The 19,789-nt window shown below is 39.7% G+C and carries 18 protein-coding genes and 1 tRNA gene; 9 read left to right on the top strand and 10 right to left on the bottom strand.

Features of this window, described 5'->3' with window-relative positions; translation table 11 throughout:
- Positions 1-81 precede the first annotated feature (81 nt).
- From OD355_RS13075 to OD355_RS13050, 6 genes are all read right to left on the bottom strand, one after another.
- The gene (locus tag OD355_RS13075) at positions 82-1,212 is read right to left on the bottom strand and encodes a cysteine desulfurase family protein (RefSeq protein ID WP_263038938.1); all 1,131 of its coding nucleotides are present in this window, start codon (positions 1,210-1,212) and stop codon (positions 82-84) included.
- Between the two features lie 184 nt (positions 1,213-1,396).
- A complete protein-coding gene (locus tag OD355_RS13070; RefSeq protein ID WP_263038937.1) occupies positions 1,397-1,951 on the bottom strand; it encodes a YciE/YciF ferroxidase family protein in 555 nt (184 codons plus the stop codon).
- A 169-nt stretch (positions 1,952-2,120) separates the two neighbouring features.
- Positions 2,121-3,509 carry a phosphoglucosamine mutase gene (gene glmM, locus OD355_RS13065; protein WP_263038936.1) on the bottom strand — a complete coding sequence of 463 codons (1,389 nt, stop codon included), beginning with the start codon at positions 3,507-3,509 and terminating at the stop codon, positions 2,121-2,123.
- Between the two features lie 182 nt (positions 3,510-3,691).
- A complete protein-coding gene (locus tag OD355_RS13060; RefSeq protein WP_263038935.1) occupies positions 3,692-3,901 on the bottom strand; it encodes a hypothetical protein in 210 nt (69 codons plus the stop codon).
- Between the two features lie 121 nt (positions 3,902-4,022).
- Positions 4,023-5,090, bottom strand: a complete 1,068-nt coding sequence (locus tag OD355_RS13055) for an FKBP-type peptidyl-prolyl cis-trans isomerase (protein ID WP_263038934.1) — start codon at positions 5,088-5,090, stop codon at positions 4,023-4,025.
- Positions 5,091-5,270: 180 nt separating this feature from the next.
- The gene (locus OD355_RS13050) at positions 5,271-6,284 is read right to left on the bottom strand and encodes a DHH family phosphoesterase (RefSeq protein WP_263038933.1); all 1,014 of its coding nucleotides are present in this window, start codon (positions 6,282-6,284) and stop codon (positions 5,271-5,273) included.
- Positions 6,285-6,526: 242 nt separating this feature from the next.
- Here OD355_RS13050 and OD355_RS13045 point away from each other — a divergent pair, with 242 nt between their 5' ends.
- Together OD355_RS13045 and cysK are read left to right on the top strand one after the other, a co-directional pair.
- Positions 6,527-7,354, top strand: coding sequence for a serine O-acetyltransferase (locus tag OD355_RS13045; RefSeq protein WP_263038932.1), 828 nt, complete (start codon positions 6,527-6,529; stop codon positions 7,352-7,354).
- Between the two features lie 18 nt (positions 7,355-7,372).
- Positions 7,373-8,284: a cysteine synthase A gene (gene cysK / locus OD355_RS13040; protein ID WP_263038931.1), complete on the top strand. Its 912-nt coding sequence runs from the start codon at positions 7,373-7,375 to the stop codon at positions 8,282-8,284.
- A 105-nt stretch (positions 8,285-8,389) separates the two neighbouring features.
- On the opposite strand, the gene OD355_RS13035 is transcribed toward cysK, so the two are convergent.
- Positions 8,390-8,926, bottom strand: coding sequence for a hypothetical protein (locus tag OD355_RS13035; protein WP_263038930.1), 537 nt, complete (start codon positions 8,924-8,926; stop codon positions 8,390-8,392).
- A gap of 90 nt (positions 8,927-9,016) precedes the next feature.
- Entirely contained in the window at positions 9,017-10,042 is a 1,026-nt protein-coding gene (locus OD355_RS13030; RefSeq protein WP_263038929.1) for a PhoH family protein, read from the bottom strand.
- A 132-nt stretch (positions 10,043-10,174) separates the two neighbouring features.
- Here OD355_RS13030 and OD355_RS13025 point away from each other — a divergent pair.
- A tRNA-Lys gene (locus OD355_RS13025) sits at positions 10,175-10,247 on the top strand.
- Here the strand turns inward: OD355_RS13025 and OD355_RS13020 are convergent.
- Positions 10,237-10,536: a hypothetical protein gene (locus OD355_RS13020; RefSeq protein ID WP_263038928.1), complete on the bottom strand. Its 300-nt coding sequence runs from the start codon at positions 10,534-10,536 to the stop codon at positions 10,237-10,239. The genes OD355_RS13025 and OD355_RS13020 overlap by 11 nt on opposite strands.
- A gap of 161 nt (positions 10,537-10,697) precedes the next feature.
- On the opposite strand from OD355_RS13020, the gene OD355_RS13015 reads away from it, so the two are divergent.
- The 6 genes from OD355_RS13015 to OD355_RS12995 are packed head-to-tail and all read left to right on the top strand — an operon-like array spanning position 10,698 to position 19,062.
- Positions 10,698-11,327: a DEAD/DEAH box helicase family protein gene (locus OD355_RS13015; protein WP_263038927.1), complete on the top strand. Its 630-nt coding sequence runs from the start codon at positions 10,698-10,700 to the stop codon at positions 11,325-11,327.
- A gap of 7 nt (positions 11,328-11,334) precedes the next feature.
- The gene (gene avs1a, locus OD355_RS13010) at positions 11,335-12,528 is read left to right on the top strand and encodes an AVAST type 1 anti-phage system MBL fold metallo-hydrolase Avs1a (protein ID WP_263038926.1); all 1,194 of its coding nucleotides are present in this window, start codon (positions 11,335-11,337) and stop codon (positions 12,526-12,528) included.
- Positions 12,525-18,350, top strand: coding sequence for a serine protease (locus OD355_RS13005; protein ID WP_263038925.1), 5,826 nt, complete (start codon positions 12,525-12,527; stop codon positions 18,348-18,350). Before avs1a ends, OD355_RS13005 begins: the two co-directional genes overlap by 4 nt.
- Positions 18,347-18,592, top strand: coding sequence for an AVAST type 1 anti-phage system protein Avs1c (avs1c, locus tag OD355_RS13975; RefSeq protein WP_099372144.1), 246 nt, complete (start codon positions 18,347-18,349; stop codon positions 18,590-18,592). Before OD355_RS13005 ends, avs1c (OD355_RS13975) begins: the two co-directional genes overlap by 4 nt.
- Positions 18,579-18,824, top strand: a complete 246-nt coding sequence (avs1c, locus tag OD355_RS13000; protein ID WP_263038924.1) for an AVAST type 1 anti-phage system protein Avs1c — start codon at positions 18,579-18,581, stop codon at positions 18,822-18,824. Before avs1c (OD355_RS13975) ends, avs1c (OD355_RS13000) begins: the two co-directional genes overlap by 14 nt.
- Positions 18,811-19,062: a hypothetical protein gene (locus OD355_RS12995; RefSeq protein WP_218962648.1), complete on the top strand. Its 252-nt coding sequence runs from the start codon at positions 18,811-18,813 to the stop codon at positions 19,060-19,062. The genes avs1c (OD355_RS13000) and OD355_RS12995 overlap by 14 nt, the downstream gene beginning before the upstream one ends.
- A gap of 409 nt (positions 19,063-19,471) precedes the next feature.
- Here the strand turns inward: OD355_RS12995 and OD355_RS12990 are convergent.
- Positions 19,472-19,789 (bottom strand): hypothetical protein (locus OD355_RS12990; RefSeq protein ID WP_263038923.1); only part of this gene is annotated, 318 nt, incomplete at its 5' end.

Below are 19,789 nucleotides of genomic sequence, written 5' to 3'. Positions count from 1 at the left end.
TACACAGATTAGATTCCTCCGGAATCTTATAAATAACATCTTAATTGCCTCAAAGTTCTGCCTTCTATAAATTTTCAAACGCTACAACAATTCCTTTAGTTTCTGCACTACAATATCCACTTCTTCGTGCGTATTGTATTTAGAAAAAGAAAAGCGTATGGGTATTTGGTTAGGATTTTTGTTGATGACCCTGATCACATGAGAACCTTGATTGGCGCCGCTTGTACAGGCGCTGCCCCCTGAAACACAGATGTTGTTGATATCCAGGTTGAACAGGATCATCTCTGATCTTTCTGTTTTGGGGAAAGATACATTCAGCACAGTATACAAGCTATTGCCGAAAGTATCCCCGTTAAAAGTTATTTCCGGTATATGCTGCTTCAGTTGCGCAGCCATATAGTTTTTTATGCCAAGGATTTTTTTGCTGTCGGTTTCATAATCTGCCATAGCAATCTCCAGCGCTTTAGCAAAGCCTACAATGCCGTAAATATTCTCTGTGCCGGCGCGCATATTCCTTTCCTGAGAGCCGCCCTTTATCAGCGGGTTGATCTTTACATTTTCATTAATGTATAATATGCCCACACCCTTAGGCCCGTGAAACTTGTGCGCAGCGCCTGTAATGAAGTGCACAGGGGTCGCTCGCAGGTTCAGCGGATAATGCCCTACTGTCTGTACTGTATCGGCATGAAAATAAGCATTGTATTTTTTACACAGGTTGCCTACCGCATCTATATCAAGCAGGTTACCGATCTCATTATTGGCATGCATGAGCGATACCAGTGTTTTTTCTTTAGCGTCCTGCAACAACTTTTCAAGATGCTGCATATCTATATGCCCGTCGGGCAGTACCTCCACATAATCTACTTCCACATCGTTACTGCACTTGAAAAAGTCAATGGTGTGCTCAACGGCATGGTGCTCTATTGCAGAAGAAATAATACGCTTGCAGCCAAGATCGCGAACGGCCGCCGCGATGGCCGTATTATCGCTTTCGGTGCCACCGCTGGTAAAAAATATTTCAGCAGGATGTGCATTCAACAGTTTGGCAACTGTTTTCCTTGCATTCTCAACAGCAAGCCTGGTTTCGCGGCCATAACTGTAGATTGAAGACGGATTGCCAAAGCGCTCTGTAAGATAGGGCATCATAGCTTCCAATACTTTGGGATCCATATACGTAGTTGCTGCATTATCAAAATATATCCTGTTGTTCATATAACTAACCTTATGCTTATGATTGTAGATTTTAAAATAGTTGCATACTTAAGAATGTAAAAGTATATTACTTAAATTAATATTATCCGTGCGCAAATTTAATTCAATAAATTATGCGGCAATAAAAAAAACCGCACAAGATTCATTGTACGGTTTGTTGGAAAATCTATATGCTGGTATTGACCTACTCTTCTGCTGCCTGCTCATTGATAAAACTTTCTGCAAGTTCAGTTAAAGTAACGTCGCAATTTTTTTCTTCGTCCAAAGTTTGAGTAAGCAGGTCATATACTTCCGTGTGGCCCATGTGCTGCGCAAATACACGGAGGGTGCCATAAGTAGCAATTTCATAATGCTCTGCTTTTTGTGCAGCCAGTATCAAGCCTGCATCCCTTGTCATGGTATCGCCCTCGGTATCTTCTATCACGCCCTTGCCTTCTTCTATAATCCCTGCCATCGCTTCACATTTTTTACCAACAGGTTTTTTACCAAGCAATTCAAATATCTGTTTTAAACGGTCGAGCTGCACCTGTGTTTCACCGTGATGCTTTTCAAAAGAAGCTGCCAATTGCTTGCTGGTAGATGCTTTGCGCATTTTTACTAATGCTTTCAACAGATTGTTTTCTGCCCAGTAAATATCTTTTAGCTCATCAATAAAAAATTTATGAAATTCTGAATTTTCCATTACAGAGCTATTCCCTGCTTTAGTTGTAGCTTTTGTTTTTGTAGTTTGCTTTGCCATAGTTTTAAGTTTTTAATTGTGTTAAATAGTAAATCTCAAGAATGCAACCAATTGATAGCTCTATTAATTATACTTTTGTTAAACTTATGATTTCCAGCCACTTTTCAATAAAGTGCCAAAAAAAAGAGGCTTGAAAAAACAGCCTCTTCGTGGAAAATTATTTTAACTTCTACAGCAGTTCTTTGATATCGCCCATGATGCGCTTGGCAATATTTTCTGCGGTAGTTTCAAAATTACTTTCAGAATATATCCTGATAATCGGTTCGGTGTTGCTGGTGCGCAGGTGCACCCAATCCTTGTCAAACTCAATCTTCAAGCCATCTTCCGTGTTTATCGGGTTATTTTTATACTTGGATTTTATTTTTTCAAAAATGGTATTTACATCCGTACCTTTTTCCAGCGTGATCTTGTTTTTGCTGATGAAGTAGCTGGGATACCTTGATTTTAATTTTTTTACAGATATGTTTTCTTCGGCTAAGAAAGAAAGGAACAGTGCAATGCCTATCAACGCATCCCTGCCGTTATGCAGGTCGGGCACTATCACGCCGCCATTGCCTTCGCCTCCGATAACCGCATTGGTTTCTTTCATTTTATTCACTACATTTACTTCACCAACAGCGCTTGGCATATAGCTTCCGCCATGTTGTTCCGTCACATCGCGCAAGGCTCTTGTAGATGAAAGGTTGCTCACCGTATTTCCTTTCCTGTGTTTCAGCACATAGTCTGCCACAGCCACCAGTGTGTATTCCTCACCGAACAGGCTGCCGTCTTCACATACAAAACAAAGCCTGTCTACATCAGGGTCTACAGCTATTCCCAGGTGTGCTTTCTGCTTTACCACTTCACTGCAAAGACCGGTAAGGTGTTGTGGAAGCGGCTCGGGGTTGTGAGCAAAGTTGCCGGTGATCTTTTCATTAAGAACGATAATATTTTCCTGCTTCAAACCCAGCTTTAGCAACAATTCAGGCACGGCAATAGCGCCGCTGCTGTTAATGGCATCTACAACAACGCGGAAACCTTTGGCTGCAATAGCTTCTGCATTTACCAGCGGATAATTTAAGATAGCATCTATATGCATGGTAAGTGCATCATCCTTGTAGGTGATTTTGCCCAGTTTATCCACGCCCACAAAATCAAAATCTTCTTTTTCTGCTATTTCCAGTATTTTTTTGCCGGCTTCGCCGCTGATAAATTCTCCTTGACCGTTGAGCAGTTTTAAAGCATTCCATTCCTTCGGGTTGTGGCTTGCTGTAAGAATAATGCCGCCCGCTGCCTGTTCGAATACTACAGCCATTTCTACGGTGGGCGTAGTGCTTAAGCCAACATTCAGCACATCAATGCCCATGGAAGACAGTGTGCTCACCACAATGTTTTGTACCATTTCACCACTCATTCGCCCGTCTCTGCCCACAACCACTTTATTGTTATTTGCTGATTGAGATTTTAGCCATACCGCATAAGCCGCAGTAAACTTTACAATATCCAAAGGGGTAAGATTATCGCCTGGGTTGCCGCCAATTGTGCCTCTGATACCTGAAATACTTTTAATTAAAGACATAATAATTTTTGTTTGATAAGAATATCGTGTTTATGTAATTTATTTTTTATACAACAATATTTCTCCGAATAATAATTTACAGGATCACCTGTGGTGATACATGTAATTTCTAATTGCGCTGCCCTGTACTGCCGGGATTCACGGCCAATTGCATCTTCTACTCCTTAAACTATATGCACAGCTTACTGTTTGCCCAAGTGGCCAGTTTCCGGGAATACATACATTTTAGCAGGAAGAAGATTGTCTGGTGCAATACCGTTCGTAACGATGGTGTCAGGGTTAGTATTAAAGGCATGGACACATATCTTACCGTTGCCTGACTTCCGGGAAGCTGATGCTGCAAAAGGTATTGATGATACTTTAAAAAACCGTTTTTGAAAAGTTGTAGCCATGCTTTTAATGTACACAAAAGTAATGCAATTTTTTGTATCGGGGACGCAACCCATAAATTTATTATCACAAAAAAACGGCTGACTCTGTTTAGAATCAGCCGGTTATAATAATTTTTATATTTTACGGGTGGTTGTGCCCTTCATGCCCTGGTTGGGTAGAAGACTGAGGCGCTGCGCCGCCCTGCTGTTGCAATTGTTTTTGCAATTCCTGCATTTGCTCTGGTGTTAGTTGAGGCTGTGCCGCTTGTGCAGGCGCATTCTTTACGTCTGTAACTTCAATGTCGAAAATAAGGTTTGAGTTAGCCGGTAATTCAGGCATTGCCCTGTTGCCATAGCCTAAAGAAGCAGGAATAAATATTTTTCCTTTAGCGCCTTTAGTAAATTGTGTAAGGCCGTCTTCAAAACCGGGTATAGATTGCTGTGCGCCGATCAACACTTCGAGTGGCGCGCCACGGTTAGGTCTTGTAGTATCCATGTTTGAATCAAACACTTTACCATCCATTGTGTAGCCTTTGTATTTTACAACAGCCACTTTTCCTGAATCAAGCTTTTGGCCTGTACCCGGGTTCTCAATCAGCACATAAGTGCCCATAGCTGTCTTGGTAGCAGTAATGTTTTTTTGTTTCAGGTATTTTTCAATTGCTTTTGATTCTTCTACAATAGCTACTTTTTTCCTGGCTTCTTCCCTTGCTTCGAATGCTTTGGCTTCTTTTTCAAAATCAGCTTTGGCAAGATCTTCGGTAGTGAATACATCCAGTACGCTTAGTTTTCCTTTGATGGTAGCGCCCTTTGCATAGATCTCATTCTCAGGGATCATTTGCTTAGCAATCAGGCTGTCTACACTGATCCTGAACTCAACGCTGTCACCCACTTTAGTGTAAAGCAATGGCTCGATCGGCGTAAGCATTATCTGGGCTGAAGTATCGTAAGGGGCATATTGGGGCATCATTTCGTACGTATTGTTCAATATGGTATCGGCCTTGCCTTTTCTTGCTACTGAAAACGAGAAATTGAATTTTACAATGTTGCCGGGTTTCATCTCTTTGCCCATAGCGTCTTTAGAAACGCCTGATGCTTTACCGGAGAATACTTTGTATTCCATGCCGGACTTGCTTTTTTTGTAGTTGGCGTTACAGGAAATGAGTGTAACCATTACTAATGCCACCAGGGCAAAAAATATTCTGTTCATGTGTATATATATTTTATATCTTTTTTTGGTCACATGGAATAGCTTTTTATTCATTCGCGGTTGGTATGCAACCTTGCTTATGGTTATTGCATGTGTATATATTTATTCTTTTTTATAACTACAGCTGTAACCGCAGCTGCAAAAATTTGAGCGAAAGTAATTAATTAAAATGAAATGACATTATAAATTTGATAATTCGTTTTGATAACCGGGCAAAATTTCTTTAAACCTCTGTACCGTTGTTTCCAAAGAATCGTAAGTGCTGCCGCCGGCTGCGTTTTTATGACCGCCGCCGCTGAAATGCATGCGTGCAAAATTGTTTACATCAAAATTGCCTTTACTTCTGAAGCTCCACTTACGCTCTTCCGTGCGATCTATAACCAGCGCTGCAAACCTGATACCATCAATGGAAAGCAGGTAGTTGACAAAACCTTCCGTATCCCCGGTTTTGGTATTGAATTTCACAAGGTCGCTTTTTGGTATAACCATTATGGCCGTGTTGTACTCGTATAAAACTTCCATGCGGTTCATCAGGCTATTGCCCAAAAACTTCAGGCGATTTTCCAGGAAGCTGTCAAAAACATTTTCATGTATGGCAGTGTGGTCAATGCCCAATTCTTTGAAATGCGCTACTGCCAGGTGCACGGAAGCCGTGGTAGAAGGGAAACGAAATGAACCTGTATCTGTCATTATTCCCGTATACAGGCAAGTGGCAATATTCCTGTCAAGCAGCGATGCATACCCGCTTTCAATGATAAAGTCATACACCATTTCGCAGGTAGAACTTTTATAGATATTGCTGATGCCGTACGTAAATACTTCCTCCTGTGGCTGCCTGTGGTGGTCAATCAATATCTTGGTACAGGTAGCGTCCATTAGAGGCTGTTCCATGTTTTTGGTACGGTACATCACATTAAAATCAAGACAAAAAATGGTATTGGCGTTATCAATTAATTTATCTGCGGCAGCTTTATCTTTTTCATAGTCCAATACAGCAGATGCGCCGGGCATCCAATCGAGAAAAGCAGCCCAGTTTGTTGGAGAAATTACGCTGACGTTGTGCCCCAGGTTTGCCAGAAAATGATATAAACCCAAAGTAGAACCCATTGCATCGCCGTCGGGTTTCTGATGCATGGTGATCACTATGTTTTGTTTGTTACAGAGATGGGGATAATAATCCTGGATAGGTCTCATTAGAAATATTTACATTTGAAAGTGCTCAAAATTAACTTTTAAAATGTTCTTTTTTAGTATTCTAGCGTGTTTTTTAATAAAACGGAATTTTTTTTTAAATAAAATAGTCTACCAAAATGGTGTACTATATATTTTTTGTTTATCATTGTACTCTTAAAATAAAAATTCAACTTGAAGTTTAGGTTGCGTTTTAGAGAATAGGTAGTTTTAAAGAATCAGCAACTTCAGGTTAATTAGTAAAAATGAAAAATACAGCGTTAATAGATTTACTTTACAGCAATCACAAAGACGAATATGAATTTCTGCCATCAAGAGACGTATTGATAAAATGGTTTGAAGATTTGTTCGCGATTTTTTTCCCGACCTATTTGTTACGCAAAGATGAGGTGGAAAGATTATTGACCAAAAACCAGAACCTGTTCGTTTTTATTCTCGAAAAAGTCACCAAGGATGGTGCAAAGGCAAAAGCGCATACAGAAGATTTTTACCAGGCGCTCACCGAAATTTACCTGGCGCTCAATGAAGACGCACGCGAGATCTACAACCATGATCCTGCAGCCAATTGCCTCACAGAGGTGATCAACACTTACCCCGGCTTTTATGCCATCAGTGTTTACCGCGTGGCCAACAAAATAGCGAGGATGGGTGTGCCGCTCATTCCCAGGATACTCAGTGAATACGCACATCAGAAAACGGGTATTGATATTCATCCGGAAGCAAAGATCGGCGTACCTTTTTTTATTGATCACGGCACAGGTATTGTTATCGGGGAGACCTGCGAAATAGGTAAACACGTAAAAGTTTACCAGGGCGTAACATTAGGTGCATTACAGGTAACCAAATCACTGGCAGATAAAAAACGCCACCCGACCATTGAAGACAACGTGATCATATACGCTAATGCTACAATACTCGGAGGCGATACTGTTGTGGGCAACAACAGCGTGATCGGGGGCAACGTATTCCTCACTGAAAGTGTGAATCCCTACTCCATTGTATTTCATACCAACAACATCACGGTGAAAGACCGCAAAAGCAACGACAATAACGTAATCAATTTTATTATATAAAAAACAAAACAAACTGTTATGATATATCAGAACATCACAGAAACAATCGGCAACACGCCGGTGATAAAACTAAACCGTCTCTTTAGCGACAGGCACCATGTGTACGTAAAAATTGAAAAGGCTAACCCCGGCGGCAGCATCAAAGACCGCATTGCATTGGGTATGATTGAAGATGCCGAAAAAAGAGGTATTTTAAAAGAAGGCAGCGTGATCATTGAACCTACTTCCGGCAACACAGGCATCGGGCTGGCCATGGTAGCGGCTGTAAAGGGCTATAAGCTGATACTGGTAATGCCTGAATCCATGTCGCTGGAAAGAAGAAGGCTTATGCAGGTGTACGGTGCAGAGTTCGTACTTACGCCCCGCGAAAAAGGCATGAAAGGCGCCATTGAAAAAGCGCAGGAACTGCACGCAGAAACGCCCGGTTCCTGGATACCACAGCAATTTGAAAATGATGCCAACGTACAGGCACACAAGGCAACCACTGCAGCAGAAGTGCTGGCAGATTTCCCTGACGGGCTCGACTATGTGATCACGGGCGTGGGCACAGGTGGCCACATCACCGCTGTAGCTGAAGTATTGAAAGAGAAGTTCCCTGACCTGAAAGTGTTTGCCGTAGAGCCGGAAGAATCTCCTGTGATCAGCGGCGGAAGCCCCGGCCCGCATGCTATACAAGGCCTTGCAGCAGGATTTATTCCCAAAAACCTGCACACCGAATCTATTGACGGCGCCATCACCATTTCCAAAGACAGCGCTGTTGACTATGCCAGAAGAGCGGCAAGGGAAGAAGGCTTATTCGTAGGAATATCTTCGGGTGCATCACTGGCAGCAGTGGCAAAAAAGCTTCCTGAAATTCCCGAAGGCAGCAAAGTACTTACTTTCTCTTACGATACAGGCGAGAGATACCTGAGTATTGAAGGATTGTTTTAAACAAACCATGTATAAAAATGCCGGCGGATAAATTCTCTGCCGGCATTTTTTACTGTTGCAATTCATTCAATCAGCCATTCATAAAACTTATTAGCTGAGAAAGTTTTAAGTAGCAGTGTCTGACATAATCAGCGGCGGGCGGTTCTTTTTTTCGCGCGGTAAATTTAAATCATGGGAAACGGCGCTGTCTGTCTCCAGGGGATCATCAGCGGCGGGCGGCATCACCATCTCCTGCTCAGCTGCATCGGGGTCCTGCCCCATCATAATGGCCAGCGAACGCAGATCAAAGGCTACCAGCCACTTGCCAGCTCTTTTTCGCAGGCTCATCTTCACAGTATTGGGTTGCCCCGAAGCATGCACCATGGCGGTTGCCGTAGTATCCTGTTCTATCACTACCTCTTTAATATCAATGGAGGGTTTCTCAGATTTCTCCTGCTCATCTGTATCCTGCGCCAGTGATTCCAGCAGGCTGATAACTTCTTCGCTTTCCTGCGTAGCATTAGCGCGTGCCTGCTGAAAGTCGCGTGCATACATGCCATCAAAAAAACCTTTTAAGGCATTTTCAATTTCTGCGTTGCCGCCTCCGTTTTTACAGGCAGCCAGGCCGGCAAATAATAAAGCTGCCAATAATATTTTCTTCATTTCTTGTTTTTTTATGATTCTACAATAACAGGGTATGCAACGGCATAATGCTTCTGAAAATTATCACTCCAGAAAAGATTTTTAGTAAAACTATTGCCCGCTATCGCGTTTGCTGTATTGAGCTCTCTTTTTTTCCTGGTATTCTTTTTCCTGCTGCTCTTCCTGTATATGTGCTTTATCGTAAGCTTTAATGATCTGCTTAACCAGCCTGTGGCGCACCACATCTTCCTCATCTAATTCCACGTGAGAGATACCGGGTATGTTTCTTAAGATGCGCATGGCTTTATCCAGCCCGCTTCTCTGGTTTTTAGGAAGGTCTACCTGGGTAGGATCGCCTGTAATAATGGCCTTGGCATTGGCACCGATACGTGTCAGGAACATTTTCAGCTGCAGGTCATTGGTGTTCTGCGCCTCGTCAAGTATGATGAAAGCATTGTCCAGCGTGCGGCCGCGCATGTAGGCCAGCGGGGCTATCTCTATCACCCGTGTGGTCATGTAGTAGTTAAGTTTATCGGCAGGGATCATATCGTCCAGCGCATCATACAGTGGGCGCAGGTACGGATCTATCTTTTCCTTCAGGTCGCCCGGAAGAAAGCCGAGGCTCTCGCCTGCTTCCACCGCAGGGCGGGTAAGAATAATTTTTTTCACGGTTTTATTTTTTAGCGCCCTGACCGCTAAGGCAACAGCCGTGTAGGTTTTACCGGTACCGGCAGGACCTACAGCAAAAACAATATCGTTTTCAGAAGCTTCCCTGGCCATTTTTTTCTGGTTAGCGGTACGTGCTTTAATGGTCTTGCCATTGGGGCCGAAAACGAGAATATCGTTTGGGTTTTTATCTATAAAATTATCCGCCACTTCTGTCTCGTCCGTACCAAGAATTCTTTCCATGTAATGTTCGCTCATATCGCCGGTTCGCTCCATATATTGGATAATAAGTTCTATTTTTTCCTTGGCAAGCTTTATCTGCTCGGCCGAGCCGCTGAGTTTTAGCTGTGTACCGCGGGATAATATTTTCAGTAGTGGGAACCGTTTTTTTAGAATGTCCAGCTTTTTGTTGTTAACTCCGAAAAACTCGATAGGATTTACCGTGTTAAGATCTATAATTAATTCAGTCAATTTTGTTATGGTTTGCTCGTAATACAAATAGGATTCTATACAAATATAGATTATGAGAAGGGTTAATCGGTTTAATTGGATTAATATTTTATTAAATTCTAAAAATATTTTTCTGTAAATTGCATCGCTTTTGACTCTGTAGCTCAGTTGGTAGAGCAGCTGACTCTTAATCAGCGGGTCTAGGGTTCGAGTCCCTACAGGGTCACCTCTTGGGACAAGTCTAAAAAAGAAAGACTTGTCCCATTTTTTTTGCCTTGTAACTTACTGTTATTCTGATAAATAAGAGCAATCGCAGAATTTAGTCTCGGAGTTCGATGTTGTGTTCCGTCAAATTCCAAAAAATCGGGGAACATCGAACTCACTATAAGTCTTCTTTCCTCAATATCGCCGTTTTCATAGCGTCTATCAATGTTTGCGACCTTTTTTAAGGTGGATGCTACCAAATCTTTTATTTCCGTTCCCACTACTGCCAAGTCGTTTAATCTACGTTCCAAAACCTCAATCTTTCCTTTGGTCAATTTCTTTACTTCTTGGAAATCGTCATCTCTAAAGAGCTTTTATTTGGTTATATTTGTGTGAATTGCAATTTATTACTTAGTAAATTGTAATTCAATCACCTTTAATAATAATCTTGAGAATGAATTTGATGTAATATATGAAAATAACTTTACCCTCTCTTGAGTCAACTCTCTATCAAAAAACTGGAAGCAAAAATATTATAAAGCAACTATTGGCCTCAAAGCGATCAATACCACTTAATGTATTGCAGGAAAATCGCTTTTACTTATTGGTAGAAGACAATGGAAATAAAATCTGTCTCACTACCAAAGATGAATATATTCCCGAAGAAATTGAATACGCTCTTTTTACTAATATGCTCCCTAATAAACAACGGTTTGAAGAAGGTAAAATAGTTATAAAGGGATGGGCGAAACACCCTCTTTTAAAAGAGTACTCATCCAATGAGATTATACAATCATGGAAAAATGATTTTCTATATAAAGATGAAGATAGAAGCGAGTCAGGATTAAGACAACCTCAGATTGCTGCATTACATATGATAATGGGACATCTGAAACTTCCTTTAGATGCAGCAACCGTAGTAATGCCTACAGGTACAGGTAAGACAGAAACTATGTTAGCTACACTAATAGCTAATAGATGTGAAAAGCTTTTGGTTACGGTGCCTTCTGATTCTTTACGAAATCAGATAGCTGAAAAGTTTTTCAATTTAGGGTTGCTAAAACAATTTGGTATTGGTGGCGAAAAGTCTTTATCTAGATAAGAGTAAAATGAATGTTAGTATTAAAATATATCCAGCCAAAAACGGCGATTGTTTCCTGGTAAGTTTTTGGGAAATCACAACGGAGAAAAAGCATTTGCTCATTGACTGCGGCTACGTTGATACATTCCAAAAGTATCTAAAAGATGATTTAATAAAAATTGGTGAAAGCGGCGGAACCCTTGAAAAACTAATTCTGACACATATTGACGCAGACCATATTCAGGGAGCAATAAGGTTTTTAAAAGATAACAATGCCAAAAAGTTTATAGCAATAAAAGAAGTTTGGCATAACACATATCGTCATCTCTGTGTGCAAAAGGAAGGTGAAATAGATATAAAGCAAGGGCGAATTTTACAACAGATAATTCGAAGAGGAAATCCCCAAAGCGAAAGCAAACAGGGAGAGAAAGGAATCAGTGCAGAGCAAGGAACAACAGTGGGCGCATTGTTGCTACAAGGAAAATATTCATGGAATAGCGACTTTAATAATCAGGCTGTTTGTATTGAACAAAGGTCTGAAATTGAACTAAAGCCTGGTACTAATATCTACCTGCTTTCCCCTGACAAGCAAAAGTTAGGAAAGCTAAAAGATCTATGGACTGATGAATTAAAAAGGTATGGCGCTAATTTCAGTTCAAGCAATGCGCAGCTATATGATGACGCATTTGAGATGCTTTTGTCATGGAAAATAGAGAAGGCTAAAATAGCTCCTAAGCCAATTTCAGCTACAAAAGAAACGCTTGAAGAATTATTAAAAATACCTTTTGATGAAGACAATACGGCTACAAATGGCAGCTCTATTGCCTTTGTTTTACAGGTTCAAGACAAAAAAATACTTTTTCTTGCCGATGCGCACCCTGGTTTGATAGTTCAATCCCTTAATGAATATCAAAATGAAGGCACAATAATCTTCGATTTAATAAAAGTGTCCCATCATGGCAGCTTTGGTAATATCAGCCGTGAGTTGTTACATAAAATTGATTCGGAAAAGTACCTTATCTCTACTAACGGCCAAAAGCATGGTCATCCGGACAAAGAAACTATAGTGCATATTATTACCAGGAAGTCAGGTTTTCATAGAAAACTATATTTTAATTATATCACTGCTAATTCAAAATATTTTGATAGGAAAGATTGGAAGGAGAAATATAATTACTCAATCCACTACCTAGATCAGCAGCCTTATACACTAACATTATGAGCCAAAAAATATTAAACCCAAAGCAAATAGAAACAGCAACTGTGCAGGTCACTTGCGGAAACAAGTCAGGTACAGCCTTTTTTGTTGTCACCGAAGGAGATAAACAAATCTTACTTACATCTGAGCATAATTTGCCTGAAGGGCAACCAGTGAAGCTATATCTGAATGATGAGGAAGTAGAGGCGGAAATTTTGGAAAGAATATCAGATCGTGATGTGGCCATACTGGAACTTAAAAATCAATCTGCAACTATTATTCCAGGTCTTGCTTTAAAAAAAATAGAAATCCCCTACAATGAAAATTGGGAAACCTATGGTTTCCCGACACAAAGGGTAAACTCTGGTGGAAGATATACCGGCAATGTCTCTCGGACTAATGAAGGCACAAAATGGGATGTGGATTTAGAATGTGAACAATACGGCAATATAGAACAATTTGATGGATTGTCAGGTGCACCGTTGGTAATGAATGGGCATGTAGTAGGAGTTATTGGGTATGATACCGTAGGAACACTCGGTGCAACAAGTATCAGTAGTATTACTGAGATTTTGAACAAGCACCACATCATTGTCACTATCGATAAAGGGCATTCTATACCAGATTCGATAGAAAGTGATATATCAGACACTACGCCCAATGAGGAAGTGTTGCAAGAAATAAATGATGTAGTTGCAGCGCAAATTGACGGGAGTTATTTTTTGGTAAGTGGCAGCCCGGGTTCAGGCAAAACTACAATAGCTGCTCAATTGAAATTTGAGGATGGCAATCATATTATAAGCGATAGGTTTTTTGTAAAAGTTCCAGAGAGCGAAGAAATTCCAACACAAATCAGGGCGACACCGGATTTCTTTATGAAATGGGTAGAAGAAGTTTGTCACCGTACCCTGTATAATAGTCCGCCACCCAAACCCAAAGCTGAAAAAACACTAAATGACAGGATAATAGAAATTCATCAGGCGATACAGCAGTTATCCTTACATTATCAACAACAAGGGAAAATAGCCTTTTTGATTATAGACGGTTTGGATGATGTTAGCAAATCCCAAATAGAGAACTTTCTCTCCGTGTTGCCTGTTAAGTTACCTCCACATATCAAGGTGATTTTCTCATGTACATCAAAAGAGTTATTACCAAATGTAATCCAGACCACAATTGATGCATCAAAAGAAATTAAGGTCACACCACTCTCAATTCAGAATGCAGAGAAATACCTTTCGGAGCATGTAAAAGAAAGAGGACTAAATGCAGGTCAAATAGCGGCACTGGCAGAAAAATCAGAAGGGCATCCTCTTTATCTAAGGTATTTGACCAAGTATATCTTAGGAATGGAAGAAATACCTTCCATTGATGATTGGATTAGCTCCATTCCTGTAATTGGTGGAGAAATAGAAAACTATTATAACAAATTATGGCTGCAAATAAATGATCACCCGGAAGAAATCTGGCTTGCAGCTACTTTATCAAGGTTAAGAGTACCGGTAGATAAGAAAACCTTATCAGAAATACAACCCGAGGCGACCAAACACAGTTTCCCGTCAGGTTTTAAGAAGATAGAACACTTGTTAAGAGACAATGAGGCGATAAGCATTTACCACACCTCTTTTTCTGATTTTGTAAATAAAAAGACAAATGAATTAGACGAACAGGTCCATAAAAACATAAGTGATTACATTCAAAAACACCCTCAGACAAATTTTAGTCTGTCTGAAAAAGTGTATCACCTGGCACATGGAGATGAGCAAAGCAAAATAAACGCATTAGATGAATGCAACCAGGCATGGATTGATGACTGTGCATTGAACAGTATTAACCCTGATATTGTTTTGGTAGACGTAAAAAATGTAATTGGTCTTGCCGCCGAATTGGGGATAGTACACAAAGTCATTTCTTTATTGCTTCTTTCGCAGCGGGTAAATTTTAGGTACAATACACTTTTTCAGGAAAACGCCATTTTTCTTGTAAATGCTTTATTGGCTTTGGGTAAGCCGGAAGAAGCGATAAGGTACGTTGTACGCAATAAAACGCTAATCACTGCTGATGGAGATGCATTATACCTTTTGCAAAAATTTTATGAATATGGAGCAGATGAAGAAGCTGAAATCTTATTAAATACAATTAGTCAGACGTGTAGAAATATAGTAGAAAGTGGCTTTGATACTGATACCTTCAATCGATTTATCCAATTAAAATTCAGCGCTGTCACCTTATCATCAAACTCTGATTTTGAAAATGCTTTTCATGAGTTTGGGCACTTGAAGAAAACGGCAATTAAAATGATTGAAGCAAGTGGTAATCCAAAAGAAGCTATACATAAATTTAAAGATGATATAGGTTCTTACAATAGCGGCTATCTTATCTGGAGATTTAATCTACCCCCATTTACTAAGGAAACTGAGGACAAGTTCACATTTGACGATAAGTCAAGTGGCTTTATCTCAATAAGCATATACCACGCATTAGAATTTCAAGAAAAAAGCCCCATTGTTAAAACAGAAGATAATATTCCTGCCTGGATAGAAGATCTAGAGTATGTGATTGACAAGTATGGTACTCATCCTGATTATCATTTCTTTTTGCTTTATATTTTATTGGGAAGATCAAAAAGTCTTGATCTTGTTGAGAATCTATACAAGAATGTCTTTCCAGGTGCCGAGGAATTCGATTTGCGAAAAGAAAATGGCGTTGATTTAAATCATCAATCCATACATCGGTTTACACTCAATGCAGAATGTCTTGGGTATTTTGATACTGTAGACCAATATCCGGAACTATCAGAATATGGGTACTTATCCAATTGGGAAGAAAGTATAAAATCTGTTTTTAAGCATTTATGCTTCCTGGCAGGAAAAGTAAAGCGTTATAAAATTGATGGCAGGAATGAAGAGATCAAACAGCTTCAGAGTAAACTAACCGCGCTAATTGAAAAATTAATTCCGGACTTAAGAGATAGGATGAGTTGGAAGAGAAGCTATGCCCTTCCTGAATTGATCTACCCGGCCATCTACAAAAGCCTGATTCATTTATTGATAGATGCTTTCCCCGATTATATTCCCGTTTTTGTTGAGCAAATAGTCAATAAGAAGCCATATCAGCTTGGGCTATACACCGAAGGTTATACCGATAGCTTGTTTGTTATTGCCAGGGAATTAGCTAAGGAAGCCAAACATGAAGTGTCTGCTTTCAAAGTAGCAAAAGTGTTAGAAGAGCATGTTGTAAATACTGTAGAAAATAGATGGGAGAGAAATGAATACTTGTTGAGATTAGTTGAATTGTATGCGCTCTTAAAGAATGAGGATAAGGCTAGACAAGCATTTAAGGAAATGATTGATACCTCTATGGGGCCATCATGGTACAAAGAAGCTCAATTGGGAATTATAAATACTGCTGTTTCAAATATTGTCCCTAAGGATGGTAATCTTTCCTACCTCCAGAAGTTCGCAGCGCATCTTCATAATGCATCCGGCGAGATGACATTCCAACGATATGTGAAACAGCAGCAGGAAGAGTTTGTCGGCGATTTGGCCAAAGTCGGGTTTTTAAACAAGTCAATAGAATACTTTAAACATTTGTTGCTTCCGGATCATCAAACCATTATTGCTAATGCTGAGTCGGGGACGGTTGATATGCCTTATACAGGCGAGGGATATATATTGGGAGCCAGGGCAATTGAAGAGCAGAGTGGTGTAATGGACATGTTGCGGAATATTAAAGATTCAGGTTCCCTTATCGTTTGGGGACTTAGCGAATTGTTTATGCTTGGGGATGATAGATATATTCGAGGTTATGCAAAGATTCAGGCAGGTATTCTGAACCATTTGGAAAACAATGATACAGAAAAGTTAGACATAATATTTAAGCGTCTGGCTCGGTTTGTGGTTGCTGAAATAAGCGATGAATTTCGATATGAGTATCTACGAGAATTGTTTAGCGAATTGAGTACTTCAAATTTTGAAAAGGTGAAACCGTATTTGGAAGCGGTTGGAATGCAACCGACTCAACCCTCAAAAGAAGAAACTGAAGAAGAACGAAAACCTTCAACTTCTAAACGAGAAGAGAAAGATGCTCTTGACGACCTGATTATTGCAAAAGAAGAGGCACAGAGGAAAATTGATACAGAAAATAAGAGCGGTGCAAGAAAAGTAATAGCCGACGCATTGCAAAAAGTTCAGAATGAAAAATATGGAATATGGTCAATTAACTACTCCAATAAAATAAATGACATAAGAAATCTTTTTGCTGAAACGTACAATAACTCTGAAGAATTTGTCAGAGACATAAAACAACTGATTATTAATGAGCCATATTTTGAAGAATGGGTAATTGCCAACCAAATTATTTCATTGCTTCGGAATATAAATGATGAGCACGAAAAGCAGTTGATCTTAGAAGCTGTCCTGGAACATATTAATTTGATGGTGAGGACTGACCAGCATTTTTACGACCGGTATGAGTGGCTGAATAAAGGAGCCGACAAAGTAAACATCGATGAGCAAGATGATCATTTACTAAAATTCCTTATTTGGTTTTTAAACCATCCTTCATTAGTTGTAAAAAATCGAGTTATTGAAACCTTGGTTTGGCTCGGCTTCATTAACCCAGGCATTATTTTACGAGCACTAGTGAGGGAAATACTTACTGACGGCTATAACATTTCAAAAGAACTTTCCGCTGCTATAATTCATCAGCTCTCAAATGTAAATCCTGATGGTTTTGCCGAAAACCTGAAAGCTGTTTTAGAAGAAAAGGAACAAGAGCTATTGAAGCTTAATCACTTTATGATAAGGGAGGCCATTCTTGCATCTCTTATCGAGCTTAAAAATAATGGCATTGCTGATCTGGATGAGTTGATTGCAAATTTGGAGCGAACTTTTGCTGCAACTAATAAGAGCAAAGGTGAAATAGTGTTTGAAGAAGAATATTTGGAACCGATAAGAGATCCCATATACGAGCTTAATGAGTTAAATATTCTGACCAAACAGTTCGCTGAGACATTGGTGGGACAGGTAAAAACATTCGCCCCATTATCTATTGAGGATAGTCAGAAAGCAAGTGGGTATATTGATCGGAGTTTTAATGATCATAACGACATCTCCCTTGTTTCGGATTTTGATACTCTTTTGAGATATGCTTTAAATGTTGCTGTGTGCACTTGCACTACACTCAGTGACAGGGAGAAAGTTGCTAATATCTTACGGTTTTATCAACCTACGTTCCCTGAAAACAAATTAGCACCTCAGTTTAATAGCAGTAATGAAAGTTTTGAAAATGCTGTAAAATATTTTTTTGAAACCGGAAATATTGATTTTGACAAACTATTAGTTGATGATGAGCTTCCATTGAACTATTACGCTACACAGCATTCGGAATCTCGCCGTAGCGGTAAAGAAAAAATTGAGCTTACAGCCTATCTTATCCCTATGGCAAAATTCTCTGCAAAACGTCACTCTTATCCTTGGCCAACTTTTCCGGCGAATGGTTATCCTGATAGTGTTTATGAGGAAGAAGATATAATTCCGCTATTTATTAAGAGTGAATATGCGGGTAATGTTACCGGAAGTGAGTTGGTACCAGCTGTAATGACTACAATTCTAGGTACTCTAATCCCAAATCTCAAAGACAATACTAAATCTGTATACTGGCGTAAAGGAAGAAATTGGGATAATAGAGAACAGGGGGTTGCTGAAAAAACAGGTTATTATACAACCGTAACAAAAGCCAAGATCGAAACGCTGAAAGCCGGGTATAAGCTTATTTGGCAAATATCTTTTGGCTACGATTCCAGGTACATTGATGTGTTTGAACAAAAGGAGTTAATAAGATGATTACACCAAGCAACAGAAAAGAATTTGAACGGCATATAGATATTTTAGCCGAGAGTATTGAGAAAGGAAGATTTCATTTACCGCCTAGTCGGAGGATGCTCAATAGCTTGCTGAACGCAAAACAATTACCGAACAGACGAACCAATTTTCTGACTATTGATGAATCAACACGACTATTAGCTAATTCATTGGCAAATTTCGACAGACCAGAATTTAAAAACAGAAAAGATGCCGAACAGTAGAAAAGAATTTGAACGGAACATGCTTTTTTTATCCGAAGGTTTTGAAAGAGACCAGGTAATGATTAACAGATCGAACGTCAAATCAATTAAAGGGATAAAAAATGCCAGATTAGCGCCTAACCGAAGAGCTAACCTTCATACAGTTGATGAAATGGCCAGGCTGATGGCAAATTCAGTTGCCAATATGGTGCAACAAAAAGAATTAAAATCAAAAGAAAATGGAGAAGAGTAAATATGGAATGCCTCCGCCAAAAACCAGAAGAGAATTTGAGCACAATCTTTTCCTATTGGCAGAAGAAACCCACCGAATAACGGAAAGCGGTGACGATGATTTATTCAGAAATTTTTTGTGGGCTACTTATCCGCATATAAAAAACATAAAAATCCACCCTAATGGCCGGCTGAACTTTTTGACGGTAGATGAGCAAGCACGCTTACAAGCAAACATGAAAAAATGGATGAATGATTAATGTTTACAAATGAAATACTACCTAATTATCCAAAAGTTTTTTATGCGCTTTGAAAAAGGCTGTCTTTTATAATAGCAATTCCATCTATCCCCCTAATCATCGCACGAGGCTATATTAATAAACTCTAATATTATAGATACGAAGGAATTTGTTTGTTATACGGCACAACGTCAAAAAGAAATTTGCAAATCAGCCTTTATGTTTTTAATTTCCTACCTTGCTTCGTATTCTTCGGCTGTGTAGGTTTATGCTCATATTCCTCTGAATCGTATTGATATGGACTGTCTTTCAACTGATTCCACCTCCTCAAATCTTCCAAAAAACAGTTCGAATTCTGTCCCAGCGGGATCACAAAATAAGCGTTGCGATAGTACGTTTCAGGGCTTTTGTGATAAAATTCAAAAGTTCTTTAAAATATCAGGGTAACCAGCGCATTTAACTCCCGGTTTCTGATGCCGATAAATTCATTCTCCTTTAAACCGGCAAGCGGCTTGGTATTATAGGGGAAAATAGCATAGCCGTCTTTAATGTTCCCGAAAAATGATTCTACGTTGTCACACGGTGGAAAAGGATGTTTATTTGTGAGATGAAAAGACAGAAAATCATGAATCCAATGCAGGCCGTTGTTGTTGGCGGCAATTAATATATACAATAGCTCGTCCTCATTCCTGATCTCTGTTCCTATAACAGGTTTTATGCCGTTATCCCTGCATAATTTTACAAACTC

It is taken from the genome of Haoranjiania flava, assembly GCF_025631005.1.
GTDB classification, from domain to species: Bacteria; Bacteroidota; Bacteroidia; order Chitinophagales; family Chitinophagaceae; genus Haoranjiania; species Haoranjiania flava.
The sequence above is the reverse complement of the archived record's forward strand: the minus strand, read 5'-3'. Positions and strand labels throughout refer to the sequence as shown.

What these genes read in the sequence shown, in the direction of transcription:
- OD355_RS13075 (WP_263038938.1), bottom strand. Translation starts at nt 1,212, where the DNA reads ATGAACAACAGGATATATTTTGATAATGCAGCAACTACGTATATGGAT.
- OD355_RS13070 (WP_263038937.1), bottom strand. Translation starts at nt 1,951, where the DNA reads ATGGCAAAGCAAACTACAAAAACAAAAGCTACAACTAAAGCAGGGAAT.
- glmM (WP_263038936.1), bottom strand. Translation starts at nt 3,509, where the DNA reads ATGTCTTTAATTAAAAGTATTTCAGGTATCAGAGGCACAATTGGCGGC.
- OD355_RS13060 (WP_263038935.1), bottom strand. Translation starts at nt 3,901, where the DNA reads ATGGCTACAACTTTTCAAAAACGGTTTTTTAAAGTATCATCAATACCT.
- OD355_RS13055 (WP_263038934.1), bottom strand. Translation starts at nt 5,090, where the DNA reads ATGAACAGAATATTTTTTGCCCTGGTGGCATTAGTAATGGTTACACTC.
- OD355_RS13050 (WP_263038933.1), bottom strand. Translation starts at nt 6,284, where the DNA reads ATGAGACCTATCCAGGATTATTATCCCCATCTCTGTAACAAACAAAAC.
- OD355_RS13045 (WP_263038932.1), top strand. Translation starts at nt 6,527, where the DNA reads ATGAAAAATACAGCGTTAATAGATTTACTTTACAGCAATCACAAAGAC.
- cysK (WP_263038931.1), top strand. Translation starts at nt 7,373, where the DNA reads ATGATATATCAGAACATCACAGAAACAATCGGCAACACGCCGGTGATA.
- OD355_RS13035 (WP_263038930.1), bottom strand. Translation starts at nt 8,926, where the DNA reads ATGAAGAAAATATTATTGGCAGCTTTATTATTTGCCGGCCTGGCTGCC.
- OD355_RS13015 (WP_263038927.1), top strand. Translation starts at nt 10,698, where the DNA reads ATGAAAATAACTTTACCCTCTCTTGAGTCAACTCTCTATCAAAAAACT.
- avs1a (WP_263038926.1), top strand. Translation starts at nt 11,335, where the DNA reads ATGAATGTTAGTATTAAAATATATCCAGCCAAAAACGGCGATTGTTTC.
- OD355_RS13005 (WP_263038925.1), top strand. Translation starts at nt 12,525, where the DNA reads ATGAGCCAAAAAATATTAAACCCAAAGCAAATAGAAACAGCAACTGTG.
- avs1c (WP_099372144.1), top strand. Translation starts at nt 18,347, where the DNA reads ATGATTACACCAAGCAACAGAAAAGAATTTGAACGGCATATAGATATT.
- avs1c (WP_263038924.1), top strand. Translation starts at nt 18,579, where the DNA reads ATGCCGAACAGTAGAAAAGAATTTGAACGGAACATGCTTTTTTTATCC.
- OD355_RS12995 (WP_218962648.1), top strand. Translation starts at nt 18,811, where the DNA reads ATGGAGAAGAGTAAATATGGAATGCCTCCGCCAAAAACCAGAAGAGAA.